At 73.8% G+C, this 15209-nt stretch carries 12 protein-coding genes; 5 read left to right on the forward strand and 7 right to left on the reverse strand.

Going from position 1 to position 15209, the window contains the following annotated elements:
- Nucleotides 1–10 precede the first annotated feature (10 nt).
- Nucleotides 11–1972, reverse strand: coding sequence for an ATP-dependent zinc metalloprotease FtsH (ftsH, locus tag VKZ81_RS11345; RefSeq protein ID WP_324241451.1), 1962 nt, complete (start codon nucleotides 1970–1972; stop codon nucleotides 11–13).
- 114 nt (nucleotides 1973–2086) lie between these two features.
- Nucleotides 2087–3865 carry a sigma-54-dependent Fis family transcriptional regulator gene (locus VKZ81_RS11350; RefSeq protein ID WP_324241452.1) on the reverse strand — a complete coding sequence of 593 codons (1779 nt, stop codon included), beginning with the start codon at nucleotides 3863–3865 and terminating at the stop codon, nucleotides 2087–2089.
- A 203-nt stretch (nucleotides 3866–4068) separates the two neighbouring features.
- Between VKZ81_RS11350 and VKZ81_RS11355 the strand changes: the two genes are divergently transcribed.
- Complete coding sequence (locus VKZ81_RS11355; protein ID WP_324241453.1) at nucleotides 4069–4998, forward strand: alpha/beta hydrolase; 930 nt, start codon at nucleotides 4069–4071, stop codon at nucleotides 4996–4998.
- 35 nt (nucleotides 4999–5033) lie between these two features.
- On the forward strand, nucleotides 5034–6659 hold the full coding sequence (locus VKZ81_RS11360; RefSeq protein WP_324241454.1) for a flavin-containing monooxygenase: 1626 nt from the start codon (nucleotides 5034–5036) through the stop codon (nucleotides 6657–6659).
- A 59-nt stretch (nucleotides 6660–6718) separates the two neighbouring features.
- On the opposite strand, the gene VKZ81_RS11365 is transcribed toward VKZ81_RS11360, so the two are convergent.
- Nucleotides 6719–7783: a helix-turn-helix domain-containing protein gene (locus VKZ81_RS11365; RefSeq protein ID WP_324241455.1), complete on the reverse strand. Its 1065-nt coding sequence runs from the start codon at nucleotides 7781–7783 to the stop codon at nucleotides 6719–6721.
- A gap of 251 nt (nucleotides 7784–8034) precedes the next feature.
- Between VKZ81_RS11365 and VKZ81_RS11370 the strand changes: the two genes are divergently transcribed.
- The 3 genes from VKZ81_RS11370 (at nucleotide 8035) to VKZ81_RS11380 (ending at nucleotide 11552) form a co-directional block, all read left to right on the forward strand.
- The gene (locus VKZ81_RS11370; RefSeq protein ID WP_324241456.1) at nucleotides 8035–8967 is read left to right on the forward strand and encodes an alpha/beta hydrolase; all 933 of its coding nucleotides are present in this window, start codon (nucleotides 8035–8037) and stop codon (nucleotides 8965–8967) included.
- A gap of 12 nt (nucleotides 8968–8979) precedes the next feature.
- The gene (locus VKZ81_RS11375) at nucleotides 8980–10629 is read left to right on the forward strand and encodes a flavin-containing monooxygenase (RefSeq protein WP_324241457.1); all 1650 of its coding nucleotides are present in this window, start codon (nucleotides 8980–8982) and stop codon (nucleotides 10627–10629) included.
- Between the two features lie 122 nt (nucleotides 10630–10751).
- Nucleotides 10752–11552, forward strand: a complete 801-nt coding sequence (locus VKZ81_RS11380; RefSeq protein WP_324241458.1) for a MerR family transcriptional regulator — start codon at nucleotides 10752–10754, stop codon at nucleotides 11550–11552.
- 3 nt (nucleotides 11553–11555) lie between these two features.
- Here the strand turns inward: VKZ81_RS11380 and VKZ81_RS11385 are convergent, their stop codons facing one another.
- The 4 genes from VKZ81_RS11385 to VKZ81_RS11400 all read right to left on the reverse strand — a co-directional run bounded on the left by VKZ81_RS11385 (nucleotide 11556) and on the right by VKZ81_RS11400 (nucleotide 15203).
- Entirely contained in the window at nucleotides 11556–11960 is a 405-nt protein-coding gene (locus VKZ81_RS11385) for an META domain-containing protein (RefSeq protein WP_324241459.1), read from the reverse strand.
- Between the two features lie 62 nt (nucleotides 11961–12022).
- Nucleotides 12023–13492, reverse strand: a complete 1470-nt coding sequence (gene tcuA, locus VKZ81_RS11390) for an FAD-dependent tricarballylate dehydrogenase TcuA (RefSeq protein ID WP_324241460.1) — start codon at nucleotides 13490–13492, stop codon at nucleotides 12023–12025.
- A complete protein-coding gene (locus tag VKZ81_RS11395) occupies nucleotides 13489–14298 on the reverse strand; it encodes an N-acyl homoserine lactonase family protein (RefSeq protein ID WP_324241461.1) in 810 nt (269 codons plus the stop codon). Before VKZ81_RS11395 ends, tcuA begins: the two co-directional genes overlap by 4 nt.
- A complete protein-coding gene (locus tag VKZ81_RS11400) occupies nucleotides 14295–15203 on the reverse strand; it encodes an NAD(P)-dependent oxidoreductase (protein WP_324241462.1) in 909 nt (302 codons plus the stop codon). Before VKZ81_RS11400 ends, VKZ81_RS11395 begins: the two co-directional genes overlap by 4 nt.
- Nucleotides 15204–15209 lie beyond the last annotated feature (6 nt).

The following is a 15209-nucleotide window of genomic DNA, read 5'->3' on the forward strand; positions in this document are numbered from 1 at the left end:
GCGACCCCGGTCAGGAGGTGACGGCCGGTTCCTCCCGGCCTGCGGTCGGGAGCCCGGCCGCGGCGTACACCTCCGCCTCGTCGAGGGTCTCGCGCTCCAGCAGCCGCTCGGCGATGGCGTCGAGGCGGGCGCGCTCCTCGCGCAGCAGGTCGCGCGCCGCGCTGTAGCACTCCTCGATCATCCGCCGGACCTCGTCGTCCACCGCGGCGAGCATCGAGTCGGAGGCGACGGCCCGCGGGTCGCCCTCCTGCGGCAGCACCGACACCGGCCCGATGCGTTCGGACATGCCCCAGCGGCCCACCATCGCGCGCGCGGTGCGGGTCGCGGTCTCCAGGTCGTGCTCCGACCCGGTCGTGACCACGCCGAACACGAGCTCCTCGGCGGCCATCCCACCGAGCGCACCGATGATCCGCCCGCGCAGGTAGCGCTCGTCGTAGCCGTAGCGGTCGGACTCCGGGGTGGACACCGTGGCACCCAGGGACCGGCCGCGGGGGATGATCGAGACCTTGCGGACGGGGTCGGCGCCCGGCTGCAGCATCCCGAGCAGGGCGTGCCCGGCCTCGTGGTAGGCGGTGCGGCGCCGCTCCGCCTCGGGCAGGACGACGCTGCGGGCCGTGCCGAGCTGGACCTTCTCCAGCGCGTCGCCGAACTCGCGCGTGCCCACGATCTCGAGGCCGCGGCGCGCGGCCAGGATCGCCGCCTCGTTGACGAGGTTGGCCAGATCCGCGCCGGTCATACCGGGCGTGGTGCGGGCGATCTGCTCGAGGTCGACGTCGGGGGCGAGCGGGACGTCGCGGGTGTGCACCCGCAGGATCGCCGCCCGGCCCTCCTGGTCGGGCGGGTGGACCATGATCGTGCGGTCGAACCGGCCCGGCCGCTGCAGCGCCGGGTCCAACACGTCCGGCCGGTTGGTCGCGGCCAGCACGACCACGCCCTCGGAGCCGGAGAACCCGTCCATCTCGGTGAGGATCTGGTTGAGCGTCTGCTCCCGCTCGTCGTGCCCGCCGACGGTGCGGACGCCGCCTCGGGCCCGGCCGATGGTGTCGAGCTCGTCGATGAAGATGATCGCGGGCGCCCGCTTGCGGGCCTCGGCGAACAGCTCGCGCACCCGCTGGGCCCCGACGCCGACGATCATCTCGATGAACTCCGACGCGCTGGCGGAGAAGAACGGCACCCCGGCCTCGCCCGCGGTGGCCCGGGCGAGCAGCGTCTTGCCGGTGCCGGGCGGGCCGGCCAGCAGCACGCCCTTGGGCACGCGCGCGCCGAGCCGCCGGTACTTCTCCGGGTCCTTGAGGAAGTCCACGATCTCGGAGATCTCGCGTTCGACCTCGTCGATGCCGGCGACGTCGTCGAAGGTGACGCGGACGGTCTCCGGGTCGACCGGCTTCTTCCGCGCGCCGCCGAGCAGCCCTCCCCCGCCGAGCAGGTTCTGCTGGCGGCGGAAGAGCCAGATCCAGAACGCGATGAGCAGCAGCACCGGGGCGAACGAGATGAGCAGGTTCGACAGCAGCCCTCGCTGCTCGACCACCGGCGTGGCCCGCACCGTCACCCCGGTGCGCTCGAGCTCGGCGAGCAGGTCGTCCTGGGCGAACGTGGGCCGCTCGGTGGTGAACTGCTGGTAGGTCCGCTCCGGCGGCTGCCCGGGCAGCGGCTGCGGCTGCCGCAGCGTGCCCTGGATGGAGTCGCCCCGGGCGAAGACCTCGCTCACGTTGCCGGCCTCGACCTGGTCGGTGAACTCCGTGTAGGGCACCTGCGGCGGGGCGACCAAGCCGTCCTGGAGGCTCAGCAGCCCGAAGGCGACGAGGTAGCCGAACAGCACCCACAGCGCGAGGCGCCACCACGGCCCCCGCTGGGGCGCCCCCGACCCCTCGCCGTCCCGGACGCCCTCGGTGCGCCACGGCGTGTCGGTGGCCCGGCGCGGTGGCTGAGCGGACGGCGTGTCGCGTTCGCCGTTGCGGAACTCGTGTCGCATCTACCGCCCTCCCGTCCCCACGACCGATCGGACAGAACGATCTACCCGACGGTCCGTCATCTCACTCGGTGATACCGCGCGCGGTTGCGCGGCGCCACCATCCGGGCGGGGCGGTCAACCGAGCCCGAACTCGCGCATCTTCCGGTACAGCGTGTTGCGGCCGATCCCGAGCGCGGCCGCGGCCCGGCTGCGGTTGCCGCCCGCGGCGCGCAGCGCCTCGGCCACCGCCTCGCGCTCCGCGTTCTCCAGCAGCCCGCCGGCGCGGCGCGGGGTGCGCAGTTCGTCCGGGAGGTCGTCGGCCCCGACGATCCCGCCGTCGGCCCGGCGGGCCAGCAGGGTGACGGTGTTGCGCAGCTCGGCGAGGTTGCCGGGCCAGTGCCAGGCCAGCAGGTGGTTCCACGCCGCGGGCGAGAACCGGGTGGCCGACCGGGGCGGTGGGAGCTGCGCGAGCAGCTCCTGGACCAGCGCGGGCAGGTGCTGGCGGTACCGGGCGAGCGCGGGCAGCCGCACGGTGGTGGCGACCTGGCGCACGAGCCCCACCACGGCGTCGTCGGCGGCGTCGAGGTCGACCGTCAACGCGGTTGGCGCGCCGGCGTCGAGGAGCTCCGGCACCGGGTCGAGCACGGACGCACCCGCGGTGTGCAGCCGGCGCAGCACCAGCCCGCGGCCGCCGGTCACGGCGGCCTGCGCCGCGGGGAGCCACGACGGGTCGCGGCCCGGCTCGACCACCAGCGGGTCGTCGGCGCCCCGGCGGGCGAGCAGGCGCAACGCCGTCCGCAGCTTCCCGGTGCCCGCGCCCCCGGTGAGGGCCACGGTCTCGCCGTGGCGCAGCGCCGTCTCGAGCTGCTCGGCGACGTGGTCCAGCACGTGCAGGGGCGCGGGTGCCGCGGCCGGTGATCGGCGGGGAGCGGTCCGGCGGCGCGCCGGGCGCGCGGCGCGCTCGCGGCGGCGGGCGGGGCGGCTCGGCAGCAGGCGCACGCTGTAGGCGACCGCGCCGCCGTCGTCGATCGGCTCGACGACGGCCTCGTGCGGGCCGTCGGACAGCGGCACCCGCATCTGCTGCGGGCCGGCCGGCCCGTGCTCGCGCAGGAACCGCCACAGCAGCGCATGCAGCTCGGGTCCGGTGTGGACGAGCCCGGGGCGGTTGGCGAGCACCGTCTCGGCGTCGACGACGAGCGCCGCGGAGCTCGCCCGGTGCAGCGACAGGTAGGCCTGCACGAGCCGGCGGCGCCGCTCCCCCGCCTGGTCGAGCAGGCGCGCCTCGATCTGCCGCCCGATGTCGCCGGTCATGACGCTCATGAGCGGGTGCACGTCCTGCACGGCGCAGGCCAGCGAGAAGCTGCCGAGCAGCCGCCCGGTGAACGGCTCGACGATCGGGGTGCCCGCGCAGGTGAGCCCCTCGAGCAGGGTGTTGTAGTGCTCGGGGCCGCGGACCAGCATGGGCCTGCGTTCGACGAGGACCGTGCCGAGCCCGTTGGTGCCGATCGACCGCTCGGAGAAGTCGAACCCCTCCGCGGCGCAGGCCCGGTCCATCAGCACCCGCTGCCTGCGGACGGCGGCGTGGCGGAGCACGATGCGCCCGGACGCGTCGGAGAGCACCATGGCGACCGGCACGTCCGCGAAGCTGTCCTTGAGCCGGTCGAGCACCGGCTCGGCGGCCCGGCGCAGCTCCGGGAGCACGTCGACCGGTTCCCGGTAGGCGATCTCGCCGCCCGCGGCGGGCACGTCGTTGCCGACGCAGCGGCGCCAGCTCTGCTCGATGTGCTCCGGGACGCCGGTCGCGCCCGGGGGCGCGCTGAGCAACCCGCCCTCCACGAGCGCCTCTCGGCACCTGCGGATGCGGGCGCGCTCGGCCGGTGACAGCGCCGGCCGAGTCCGGATCTCGTTGCGCATCGTCGCCCCACGGTCCGTCCCGGGCGGCGCGCTCTCCCCGGCGTTGCGCGGCGCCGCCTGCGAAGATGTGTACCGCGTCCGGTCGAGTTCCGCAGCGGGGCCGCGTCCGGGCTGTTCCAGATCGGAACACCTGCGGCTCCCCGCCACCCCGCACAGTGAGGCCTGGATCACATCAACCCAGAGCACTCAAGGAGGCACGGGGGATGACGACGGCGCCATCGACTCGGCCCGCGGAACTGTCGGCGGAGTCCGACGCCCTGCGCGCGCTCTACGCGGACTGGGCGAACATCATCGCCACCACGCCGAACCTGACGATGCGGCTGTTCCGCAGCATCTTCGACGAGTGGCACCAGCCCACCCGCGAGCCGGAGGACGTGACCTACCGGGAGGAGACCCTCGGCGGGGTCCCGGGGATCTGGGCGCTGCCCATCGGCGCGAACACCGGCGAGGTGCTGCTCTACACCCACGGCGGCGGCTTCGCCGTCGGGTCGGCGGCGAGCCACCGCAAGCTCGCCGCGCACGTGGCCAAGGCGCTCGGGGTGACCGCGTTCGTGCTCGACTACCGCCGCGCCCCGGAGCACCCGCACCCCGCGCAGGTCGAGGACGGGGTCGCCGCGTTCACCGCGCTCCTCGACCGCGGCATCGCGGCCGGCGACATCACCACGATCGGCGACTCCGCCGGGGGCAACCTGGCCGTGGCGATCCCGCTGGCGCTGCGCGAGCAGGGCACGCCGCTGCCCGGCCGCGTGATCGCGTTCTCGCCGTGGCTGGACATGGAGAACACCGGCGAGACGCTGGTGACCAACGCCGCCACGGACGCGCTGGTCAGCGTTCCCCTGCTCGAGGGCATGATCGCCGGGGTGCTCGCCGACGGGCGGATCGACCCGAGGACGCCGCTCGCCAACCCCCTGCACGCCGACTTCACCGGCTTCCCGCGGCTCTACGTCAACGCGGGCGCGCTGGAGTCACTGCTGTCGGACGCCACCCGGCTCGCGGACCGGGCCCGGGCGGCCGGGGTCGACGTGACGCTCTCGGTCGTCGACGGCATGCAGCACGTCTTCCCGTTCATGGCGGGCAACGCGCCCGAGGCCGACGCGGAGATCGCCGCGATCGCGGCCTGGTACCGCGCCTGACCCCGTCCACCCCATCGACACCACGGGAGACACCCATGAGCACCACCCGCACCCCGGACCTCGACGCGATCGTCATCGGCGCCGGGTTCGGCGGCATCTACATGCTGCACAAGCTGCGCGACGAGCTCGGCCTCACCGTGAAGGCCTTCGAGAAGGGCGGCGGCGTCGGCGGCACCTGGTACTTCAACCGCTACCCCGGCGCCAAGTCCGACACCGAGGGCTTCGTCTACCGCTACTCCTTCGACCGGGACCTGCTGCAGGAGTGGGACTGGCACACGCGCTACCTCGACCAGCCCGACGTGCTCGCCTACCTCGAGCACGTCGTCGACCGCTACGACCTCGCGCGCGACATCCGGCTGAACACCGAGGTCACCGGCGCGGCGTTCGACGAGGACGCCGCGTTGTGGACGGTGAGCACGGCCGGCGGCGAGCGGCTCACCTGCCGCTACCTCGTCACCGCGCTCGGCCTGCTCGCGAAGACCAACATCCCCGACATCCCCGGGCTCGACGACTTCGCAGGCACGCTCGTGCACACCAACGAGTGGCCGCAGGACCTCGACATCACCGGCAAGCGGGTCGGGGTGATCGGCACCGGCTCGACCGGCACCCAGTTCATCGTCGCCGCCGCGAAGGTGGTACGCCACCTGACGGTCTTCCAACGCACGCCGCAGTACGTCGTGCCGTCGGGCAACCGGCCCGTCGACCGCTCCGAGGTCGAGGAGGTGAAGCGGAACTTCGACGCGATCTGGGAGCAGGTCCGCGGCTCGGTGGTCGCGTTCGGGTTCGAGGAGAGCACCGTCGAGGCGATGAGCGTCTCGGAGGAGGAGCGCAGGCGGGTGTTCCAGGAGAACTGGGACAAGGGCAACGGCTTCCGGTTCATGTTCGGCACGTTCTGCGACATCGCCACCAACCCGGAGGCCAACGCGGCGGCCGCGGCGTTCATCCGATCGAAGATCGCCGAGATCGTCGAGGACCCGGAGACGGCGCGCAAGCTCACCCCGACCGACCTGTACGCCAAGCGCCCGCTGTGCAACGAGGGCTACTACGAGACCTTCAACCGCGACAACGTCGAGCTGGTGTCGATCAAGGAGAACCCGATCGAACGGATCACCCCGGCCGGCGTGCGCACCGCCGACGGGGTCGAGCACGAACTCGACATCCTGGTCCTCGCCACGGGCTTCGACGCCGTCGACGGCAACTACCGGGCGATGGACCTGCGCGGGCGCGGCGGGCGGCACATCAACGACCACTGGACCGACGGCCCCACCAGCTACCTGGGGCTGTCGAAGGCCGGGTTCCCCAACATGTTCATGATCCTCGGCCCGAACGGCCCGTTCACCAACCTGCCGCCCAGCATCGAGGCCCAGGTCGACTGGATCAGCGGGCTCATCGCCACCGCCGAGCGCGACGGCCTGCGCACGGTCGAGCCGACGCAGGAAGCCGAGGACGGCTGGACGCAGACCTGCCGGGAGATCGCGAACGCGACGCTGTTCCCGAAGGCCGAGTCGTGGATCTTCGGGGCGAACATCCCGGGGAAGAAGAACGCGGTCATGTTCTACATGGCCGGGCACAGCGCCTACCGGCAGAAGCTCGCGGAGGTCGCCGAGGCGGGCTACGCGGGATTCGAGCTCAGCCCGCAGGACGAGCCCGCGCGCGTGTGACGGCGGCCGCCCGCGGCCGGCGCGCACGTGCCGGCCGCGGGCGGCCGCGCCTCGCGTCTTCAGACCATGCCGTGGGTCTGCCGGATTCGGCGCAGGGTCAGCGCCAGGAACAGCCGGTTGCGGCCGTAGGCGTCGTTCAGCCCGAAGCCGAACAGCCGCTCGGCCTGGGCGACGCGGTGCAGCACCGAGTTGTGGTGCACCCGCAGGGCGCGAGCGGCCCGCCGGATCGACCCGGTGGCGACGACGTCCAGGGTCGCCAGCATGTCCGGTCCCCCGACCGCGAGTACCTGGTCGAGCGCCTGGACGTCGCCGATGCACGAGATCTGCTCCGGGGTGAGCGCGTCGGCGAGGATGTCGTAGCCGTTCACCGCCTCGGTGGGGACCAGCACCCCCTCCTCCAGCGGGTACGGGCCGCGGTCGCGGGGGCTGGGCTGGGTGAACCGGAACGCGCCGTCGGCCTCCCGGCACGCCTGCACCGCCTCACCGGCCGGGTGCAGGCGGCTCACCGAGACCTGCAGCCCGCGCGGCACGTCCAGCCGGCCGACGTCGTCCGCGTCGCCCACGCGCAGCAACACCGTGGTCCGCGCGCGGGTGGTGGACAGGACGCGGGTGCCGGTGGCCGCCAGGTGGGCGACGAACGCCGCGAGCGCCGAGCCGTGGCCGGCGGCGGTGAACGCGCGCACCGGGGTCGTCGGGCGCAGCCCGAGGGCGAGCAGGGCCTGGTTGCGCAGCGCCGGGTTGGCCGCCCGGTCGATCAGCACGGCCACCTGCTCCGACTCCGACCGGCCGGGAACCGTCAGGGCCTCCCGGTCCAGCAGCACGACCGCGAGCACGGCGAGGCGCTCCAGCAGCAGCGGGTCGTCCGGCGTGGTCGGGGCGCCCAGGGCCACCGCCACCCCGCGCGGGGCGCCCTCGGCGACCACGTCGTCCGGCCACCGCGTCGACGTCCCGCCGCCCGGGTCGGCGACCACGGTCCTGGCCTCGGTCGCCTTGACCGCGACGACGCGACCCGCCCGGCGCGCGACCTCACCGACCGCCTGCTCCAGCGGCGGGTGGCGCACCAGCAGGTCGTCGAGGAGGCGCAGCACCTCGACCCGCCCGACCGGCAGGTCGGATGTCGTCATGTGCGCCCTCCCACCGCGTCCGCGCCGACCCGAGGTCGTCAGCCTCGCACGCGCGAGGGCCGTCGAGAAGGTGGCGCGGTGCGCCATTTGGCTCGGAAGCGAGCCAGATGAACGGTGACCCCCGCCACGGCGCCGGGTGATGCTCGGTCCGTCCCCCACACCGGCCCCGCCCCCCGCGGGCCGCGTTTCCCGACCCGCCGCCTGGTGCGGCGGCTCGGTTCCCTCCGCCCACTCACACCGAGGTGATGTGCATGGCACTGGACGACGCCACCACCGCTTTCCTGGCCCAGATGGCCGAATCCGGCGCGAAGCCGCTGCACGAGATGACCCCCGCGGAGGCCCGCGGCCTGGGGGAGACGCTGCGCGGCCTGTACGGCCCGGGCCCGCAGATGAAGCAGGTGCGCGACCTGCGGGTCCCGGTCGACGGCGGCGACATCGCCGTCCGGGTGCTCACCCCGACCGAGAGCCCGCGCGGCGTGCTCGTCTACTACCACGGTGGCGGGTGGGTGATCGGCGCGATCGACGAGTTCGACACCCTCGGTCGGGTCCTCGCCGAGCGCACCGGCATGACCACCGTTCTCATCGACTACCGGCTCGCCCCCGAGCACCGCTACCCCACCGCCGTCGACGATTCGTGGGCGGCGCTGCAGTGGGTGGCCGCGAACCGGGCCGAGCTCGCGCCGTCCGGACCGCTGGTGGTCTGCGGCGACAGCGCGGGCGGCAACATCAGCGCGGTCATGGCCCTGCGCGCGAAGGCCGCGGGCGGGCCCGCGATCGACCTGCAGGTGCTCGTCTACCCGGTCACCGACGCCGACTTCGACAACGAGACCTACCTCGAGCCGGCGAACCAACTCATGCTGACCCGGGACGCGATGATCTGGTTCTGGGACCACTACGCGCCCGACCCGGCCGTGCGCGCCGAGCCCGACGCCTCCCCCATCAAGGCGCCCGACCTGGCCGGCCTGCCCCCGGCCGTCGTCCTCACCGCCGAGCACGACGTCCTGCGCGAGGAGGGAGAGGCCTACGCGCGCCGGCTGGCCTGGGCCGGGGTTCCGGTGCAGCACCGCCGGTTCGACGGGCAGATGCACGGCTTCTTCACGATGGTCAACCTCCTGCCGGGCAGCGCCGCGGGGATCGACCACGTCGTGGCCGCCATCGACGAGCTCGCCGCGAGCCGGGCCTGAGGAGGACGAAAGATGTCGATCACCCCATCGATCAGCTCGGAACCCACCCGCGCCGAGCGCCGCGACGTGCCGAAGACCGTCGACGCCGTGGTCGTCGGGGCCGGCTTCTCCGGCATGTACCTGCTGCACAAGCTCCGCAACGCGGGGATGTCCGCCGTCGTGTTCGAGGCCGGCGACGACGTGGGCGGCACCTGGTACTGGAACCGCTACCCCGGCGCCCGCGTGGACGTCGAGAGCCTCGCCTACTCCTACTCGTTCGACCCCGACCTGGAGCAGCGCTTCGAGTGGCAGGAGCGCTACCCCACCCAGCCGGAGATCCTCGCCTACGCCCGCCACGTCGCCGACCGGTTCGACCTGCGCCGCGACATCGTCTTCGGCACCCGCACCACCGCGGCCCACTACGACGAGGCGAAGCGGTCGTGGACGGTCCGCACCGACCGCGGCGACACGGTGACCACGCGGTACCTGGTCATGGCGACCGGCTGCCTGTCGGCGGCGAAGCTGCCGGAGATCCCCGGCATCGACGCGTTCGAGGGCGACACCTACCACACGGCGCACTGGCCGCACGAGGGCGTCGACTTCACCGGCAAGCGGGTCGGGATCATCGGCACCGGTTCCTCGGGGGTCCAGTCGATCCCGGTCATCGCCGCGCAGGCCGACCACCTCACCGTGTTCCAGCGGACGCCCGCCTACAGCCTGCCGGCGCGCAACCGCAAGCTCACCGTCGACGAGATCGCCGGTATGAAGGCCCGCTACCGGGCCTACCGGAAGGCGCAGCAGGAGTCCGGCTTCGGCATCCCCACCAAGATCCCCACGAAGTCGGCGCTGGAGGCCACCGAGGAGGAGCGCAACGCGGCGTTCGAGGAGGCCTGGGAGAGCGGGAGCCTGGTCAACCTGCTGACCACGTTCACCGACTTCGCCACCAACCAGGAGGCCAACGACCTCGCCAAGCGCTGGATCCACGACAAGATCCGCTCGATCGTCGCCGACCCGCAGACCGCCGACGACCTCTGCCCGGACTACCCGGTGGGCACGAAGCGGCCGTGCCTGGACACCGGCTACTACGAGACCTACAACCGCGACAACGTCACGCTGGTCAACCTGCGCCGCGAGCCGCTCGTCGAGATCACCGCGCGCGGGATCCGCACCGAGGCCCGCGAGTACGAGTTCGACGTGATCGTCTACGCCACCGGCTTCGACGCCATGACCGGGGCGCTCACGAACGTCGACATCCGCGGCCGGGGCGGGGCCTCGCTCGCCGAGACCTGGAGCGCGGGCCCGCGGACCTACCTGGGCATCGGCACGGCCGGGTTCCCGAACCTGTTCATGATCACCGCACCGGGCAGCCCGTCGGTGCTGTCGAACATGATGGTGTCGATCGAGCAGCACGTGGACTGGGTGTGCGACGCCATCGCCCACCTGCAGGAGCGGGGCCTCACCACGATCGAACCCAGCCCCGAGGCCCAGGACGCCTGGGTCGACCACGTCAACGAGATCGCGAGCCACACCCTCTACCCGAAGGCCAACTCCTGGTACATGGGCGCGAACGTCCCCGGCAAGCCGCGGGTGTTCATGCCGTACGCCGGCGGCGTCGGGGAGTACCGCAAGAAGTGCGACGAGGTCGCGCGCAACGGCTACGAGGGGTTCGTGCTCGCCGAGTAGCGGGCGGACGAGGTGATCGGACGGGCACCGGCGGGCTCCCCGCCGGTGCCCGTCGCCGTTGGCAAGCAGAATCCCGCGCGAGGACTTGACCCTGACACGGTGGCAGGCGGGAGAACGGTGCGGTGTTGTCCATCGGAGCCTTCGCGCGGATCGGCCGGGTCTCCCACCGCATGCTGCGGCACTGGGACGCGGCCGGCCTGCTCGTGCCCGCCCGCGTCGACGAGGCCAGCGGCTACCGCTCCTACGACCCGTCGCAGCTGGAACGGCTGCACCGGATCGTCGCGCTGAGGCAGCTCGGGTTCGGCCTCGACGACATCGCCGCCTTCCTCGACGACGGCGTCGACGCCGACCGGATCGCGCGGATGCTGCGCGCGCGCCGGGCCGAGGTCGAACGCGACTACCGCGTCGCGGCCGCGCGGCTCGTCGACGTGGAGCGGAGGCTCCGCCTCATCGAGAAGGGGAAGTCCATGTCCGGCATCGAGATCGTCGAGAAGCCCCTGCCCGCCGTGCGGTTGGCCGCCGGGGCGGCCACCGTCGCCGACCAGGAGCAGGTGTCCGACGTGATCGGCCCGATCTACGGCCGCGTCGCCGCCGCCCTCGGCCCCGACCTCGGCAAGGCGCCCGCGGTGGCCCAGTACGACGTCGGCGAGTCCGGGATGCACCTCGTCGCGGGCTTCCCCTACGACGGGCCCGCCCGCGACGGGTTCGAGATCGTGGAGCTGCCCGCGGTGCAGACCGCGATGTGCGGCGTGCACCTGGGCGCGATGGACCGCATCGCCGAGACCTGGCAGGCGCTGCACGCCGAGATCGTCGCGCGCGGCTACACCCCCTCGGGCCCGTGCCGGGAGCTCTACCTGCGCTCCGAGCCGGAGCCCCAGACCGACTGGGTCACCGAGCTGCAGCAGCCGGTCGTGCGCGCCTGACGCTCACGGGGCGCGGACGAGCCGGCCCGTCTCCGCTCCGCCCGCGTCCCGCAGGACCAGGGTGGCGCCGTCGAACTCGGCGCGCGCGGCGTCGGCGAGCCAGCGGGCGATCGGCACGTTCTCGCAGCCGATCATGGTGCTGGGCCCGGCGGTGGCCGCGAAGCCACCGTCCGGGCCGAGCTCCCAGGTGCCCCGCGTGCGGTTGCAGCCGTCGGAGCCGGTCCACGTGCCGTCGGCGGCGAACTCGACGAACGCGCGTCCCGCGGCCGCGCCGTCGGCCGGAAGCCACCGGCCGACGAGACCCCCGCCCGGGTCGGCGTCGCCGGTTCCGGCCAGCGCGGTCCCGGCGGCGAGCACCAGCGCGAGGAGGCCGGCGAGGGCGAGCAGTGACGATCGGAGCAGCCTCATGGCCCTTGGACGCGGCGGCCCGCGGTTCGGGTTGGCCCGCAGCGGTGTGACCTACGCCACCCTCAGGCGGCGCGTCCGACCCGCCGGCCGAACACGCACCCGGCCGCGAGCCCGGCCCCTCCCGGGTAGTTGCCGCTGAACAGGCCCGCGAGCATCTCGCCGCAGGCGAAGAGGCCGGGGATCGGCCGGCCCGACCGGTCGAGCACCCGCCCGTCGAGGTCGCCCTTGAGCCCGCCGAACGTGAACGTGATCCCGCAGGTCACCGCGTACGCGTAGAACGGGGGCGTCTCGATCGCCACCGCCCAGTTGCTCTTCGGCGGGTCGACGCGGGCCGCCCGGCCGTCCTTCACCGTCGGGTCGAAGGCGCGGTCGGTGGCGATGGACCCGTTGAACTCCGCCACCGTCTTCACGAACGCGTCGCGGTCGACGCCCATGCCGTCGGCGAGGTCCTCGAGGGTGTCGGCGACCACCGGCGCGATGCCCGGCATGTCGTACTCCTCGGGCCGCAACAGGGGACGCAGGGTGGCGTCGAAGACCTGGTGGGCGATCGCGCCCGGCTGGCGCAGGATCTCCCGCCCGTACTTGGCGTAGGTGTAGTTGCGGAAATCGGCGCCCTCGTCGAGGAACCGCCGCCCCTCGGCGTTGACGATGATCCCCAGCGGGTAGCTCTGGCGCGTCAGGCGGTTGGTGAGCTCCCGGTTGCTCTCGTTGTCCGGGTAGGCCGCGTCCCACTGGACGCTGTGGCAGGTGGACCAGTCGCCGCCGCGCGCCGCGCCGAGCTCCAACGCGGCCGCGATCATGTCGCCCTGGTTGTGGGGCGTGCCGCGCACCACCGCGCGGTCCCAGCCCTCGCCCAGGTATTCGCGCCGCCACCGCGGGTTGGCCTCGAACCCGCCCGCGGCGAGCACCACCGAGTCGGCGGTGATCTCGTGCTCGCCGTCGGCCGTCTCGTAGCGCACGCCGGTGATCCGGCCGCCGTCGGTGAGCAGGCCGGTGGCCCGCGCGCCGTAGCGGACCTCGGTGCCGAGCCGCGCGGCGACGGCGGTGTGGTCGGCGATCAGCCCCTCTCCCCCGCCGGTGTTGCCCACGTGCAGCCCGCCCCAGAACAGGTAGGAGCCGTCGGGCCGCCGGTAGGCCTGGCGCTCGTACATCAGCCGGTACCGCAGCCCGAGCCCGTGCAGCCAGCGGACGGCGGCGTGCGATTCGCGCACGAGCACCTCCGCCATCGCCCGGTCGGTGCGGCCCTCGGTGACCTTCACCAGGTCGGCGAGGTACTCCTCCTCCGGGTACGGCGGGACCTCGGTCCGCGCGTGCCGCTCGTCGGGGTCGACGAGGTCGCGCAGGTCGTCCAGCCCGCCGTGCGCGATGCGGGTGGCGCCCGCCGTGTAGTAGCTGTTCCCGCCGGCCGTGTCGGCGGTGCCGCGCTCGAGCAGCACCACCCTCCGCCCGCGCTCGGCCGCGGCGTGCGCGGCCGAGAAGCCCGCGTTGCCGCCGCCGACCACGACCACGTCGGCCGCGTCCGTCCTGGTCATGCCCTGCCTTCCTGTCGTTCCCGGGGCCGCAGCCGGATGATGCGATCGCCGCTGCCGGGCACCGGCTCGTGCCGCTCGCCGACGAGCGGGTCGTGGCCCGGCACGACGACGCCGTCGGCGCCCGCGAGCTCGCTCAGCCGGTCGAAAGCGGCGTGCATGGCCGGGACGTCGTGGGCGATCGCGTACGGCCGGTCCTGCTCGTGGTTCGCGTAGAAGTGGCTCGCGTCGGAAGCGAGCACGACGACCCCGTCGGGTCCGTCGACGCGCACGACCTGCATCCCGGCCGTGTGCCCGCCGACGAGGTGCACGCCCACCCGCCCGGTGATCGCCGCGTCCCCGTCGAGCAGGGTGACCCGGCCCGCGTCGACCAGCGCGCCGAGCCGTTCCAGGTCCTCGTGCGGCCGCAGGTGTGCGTTCGCGCCGCGGTGGGCGAACGGGCCGTTCCAGAAGTCGAGCTCCCGGCGCTGCACCCACAGCCGGGCGTTCGGGTAGTCGCCCAGGTGCCCCGTGTGGTCGTAGTGCAGGTGCGTGAGCACCAGGTGGTCCACGTCGGCGGGGTCGACGCCGAGCTCGCCGAGCAGCTCGACGGGCGAGCCGAGGTAGGTGCGGGCGCCGCGGCGCTGCGCCTCCTCGCGGGTGAAGCCGGCGTCGACGACCGTGACCGCGTCCTCGTCGACCACCACCCAGGTGAAGTAGTGGATCGGCCACGGGGCCGTGCAGTCCTCGGGGTGGCCGTAGAAGTGCTCGCCCTTGACCGACTCGGTGCGGTAGGCGTAGCGCAGGGCGTGGACGCCGCGGGCGGTCACGACCGCTCCCCCGCGTCGAACCGCAGCTCCTGGCCGGTCCACCCCTCCCACAGCGCGGCGATCACCGAGTAGTCGGCGCGGCCGCGCCCGGCAGCCACCGCGATGTCGTACACGGTCTGCGCCGCCTGGGTGGCGAACAGCGGCACCCCGCTGCGCTGCGCCATGGCCAGGGCGAGCGTCGAGTCCTTGCGCGCCGCGTCCAGCGGCATCCCGCCGTCGAAGTCGCCCCGCGCGACGCGCTCGGCGACGCGGTGGGTCAGCGGGCGGATGAGCCCGCCGTCGGGGCGCTCGAGCATCCGCGTGATCTCGGCCAGGTCCAGCCCTTCGGCGCGGGCCATCGCCATCGCCTCGACGAGCACCACCATGACCGCGTGGGCGACGCCGTTGTTGACCACCTTCGCGGCCATGCCGCTGCCGAGCCCGCCGAACCGCGTCACCCCGGCCGCGCCGATCACGCGCAGCACGTCGGCGACGTCGTCCACGTCGTCGGGGCTGCCGCCGACGAGGAGGGTGGCCGCGCCGTTGTCCATCTGTGCGACACCCGACAGCACGGCCGCGTCGACGATGCGGACCCCGTGCGGCGCCAGCGCCTGCGCCGCCTCCCGGACGTCGGTGGGCAGCACGGTGCTGGTCTCGACGACGATCGCGCCCTCGGCCAGCCGCGGCCCCAGCTCGAGCACGACCGAACGCGAGATCGGGGGCGTCGGCAGCGAGAGGACGACGACGCGGCAGCCGGCGAGGCCGGCGAGCTCGTCGGTGACGGTGACGCGGTCGTGCTCGGCGGCCAGCGCGCGGCGCTCGGCGGAGACGTCGAACGCGACGACGTCGAACGCGGTGGCGAGCCTGCCCGCGATGGGCAGGCCCATCTGGCCGAGCCCGACCAGGCCGACGGTGGTGGCTTCCACGGATCT

Source organism: Pseudonocardia sp. (assembly GCF_035305885.1).
In the GTDB taxonomy this organism is placed as follows: domain Bacteria; phylum Actinomycetota; class Actinomycetes; order Mycobacteriales; family Pseudonocardiaceae; genus Pseudonocardia.

Excerpts from the sequence above, each read along its gene's own strand:
- VKZ81_RS11355 (WP_324241453.1), top strand. The coding sequence starts at position 4,069 with ATGACGACGGCGCCATCGACTCGGCCCGCGGAACTGTCGGCGGAGTCC.
- tcuA (WP_324241460.1), bottom strand. The coding sequence starts at position 13,492 with ATGACCAGGACGGACGCGGCCGACGTGGTCGTGGTCGGCGGCGGCAAC.
- VKZ81_RS11375 (WP_324241457.1), top strand. The coding sequence starts at position 8,980 with ATGTCGATCACCCCATCGATCAGCTCGGAACCCACCCGCGCCGAGCGC.
- ftsH (WP_324241451.1), bottom strand. The coding sequence starts at position 1,972 with ATGCGACACGAGTTCCGCAACGGCGAACGCGACACGCCGTCCGCTCAG.
- VKZ81_RS11360 (WP_324241454.1), top strand. The coding sequence starts at position 5,034 with ATGAGCACCACCCGCACCCCGGACCTCGACGCGATCGTCATCGGCGCC.
- VKZ81_RS11385 (WP_324241459.1), bottom strand. The coding sequence starts at position 11,960 with ATGAGGCTGCTCCGATCGTCACTGCTCGCCCTCGCCGGCCTCCTCGCG.
- VKZ81_RS11350 (WP_324241452.1), bottom strand. The coding sequence starts at position 3,865 with ATGCGCAACGAGATCCGGACTCGGCCGGCGCTGTCACCGGCCGAGCGC.
- VKZ81_RS11370 (WP_324241456.1), top strand. The coding sequence starts at position 8,035 with ATGGCACTGGACGACGCCACCACCGCTTTCCTGGCCCAGATGGCCGAA.
- VKZ81_RS11365 (WP_324241455.1), bottom strand. The coding sequence starts at position 7,783 with ATGACGACATCCGACCTGCCGGTCGGGCGGGTCGAGGTGCTGCGCCTC.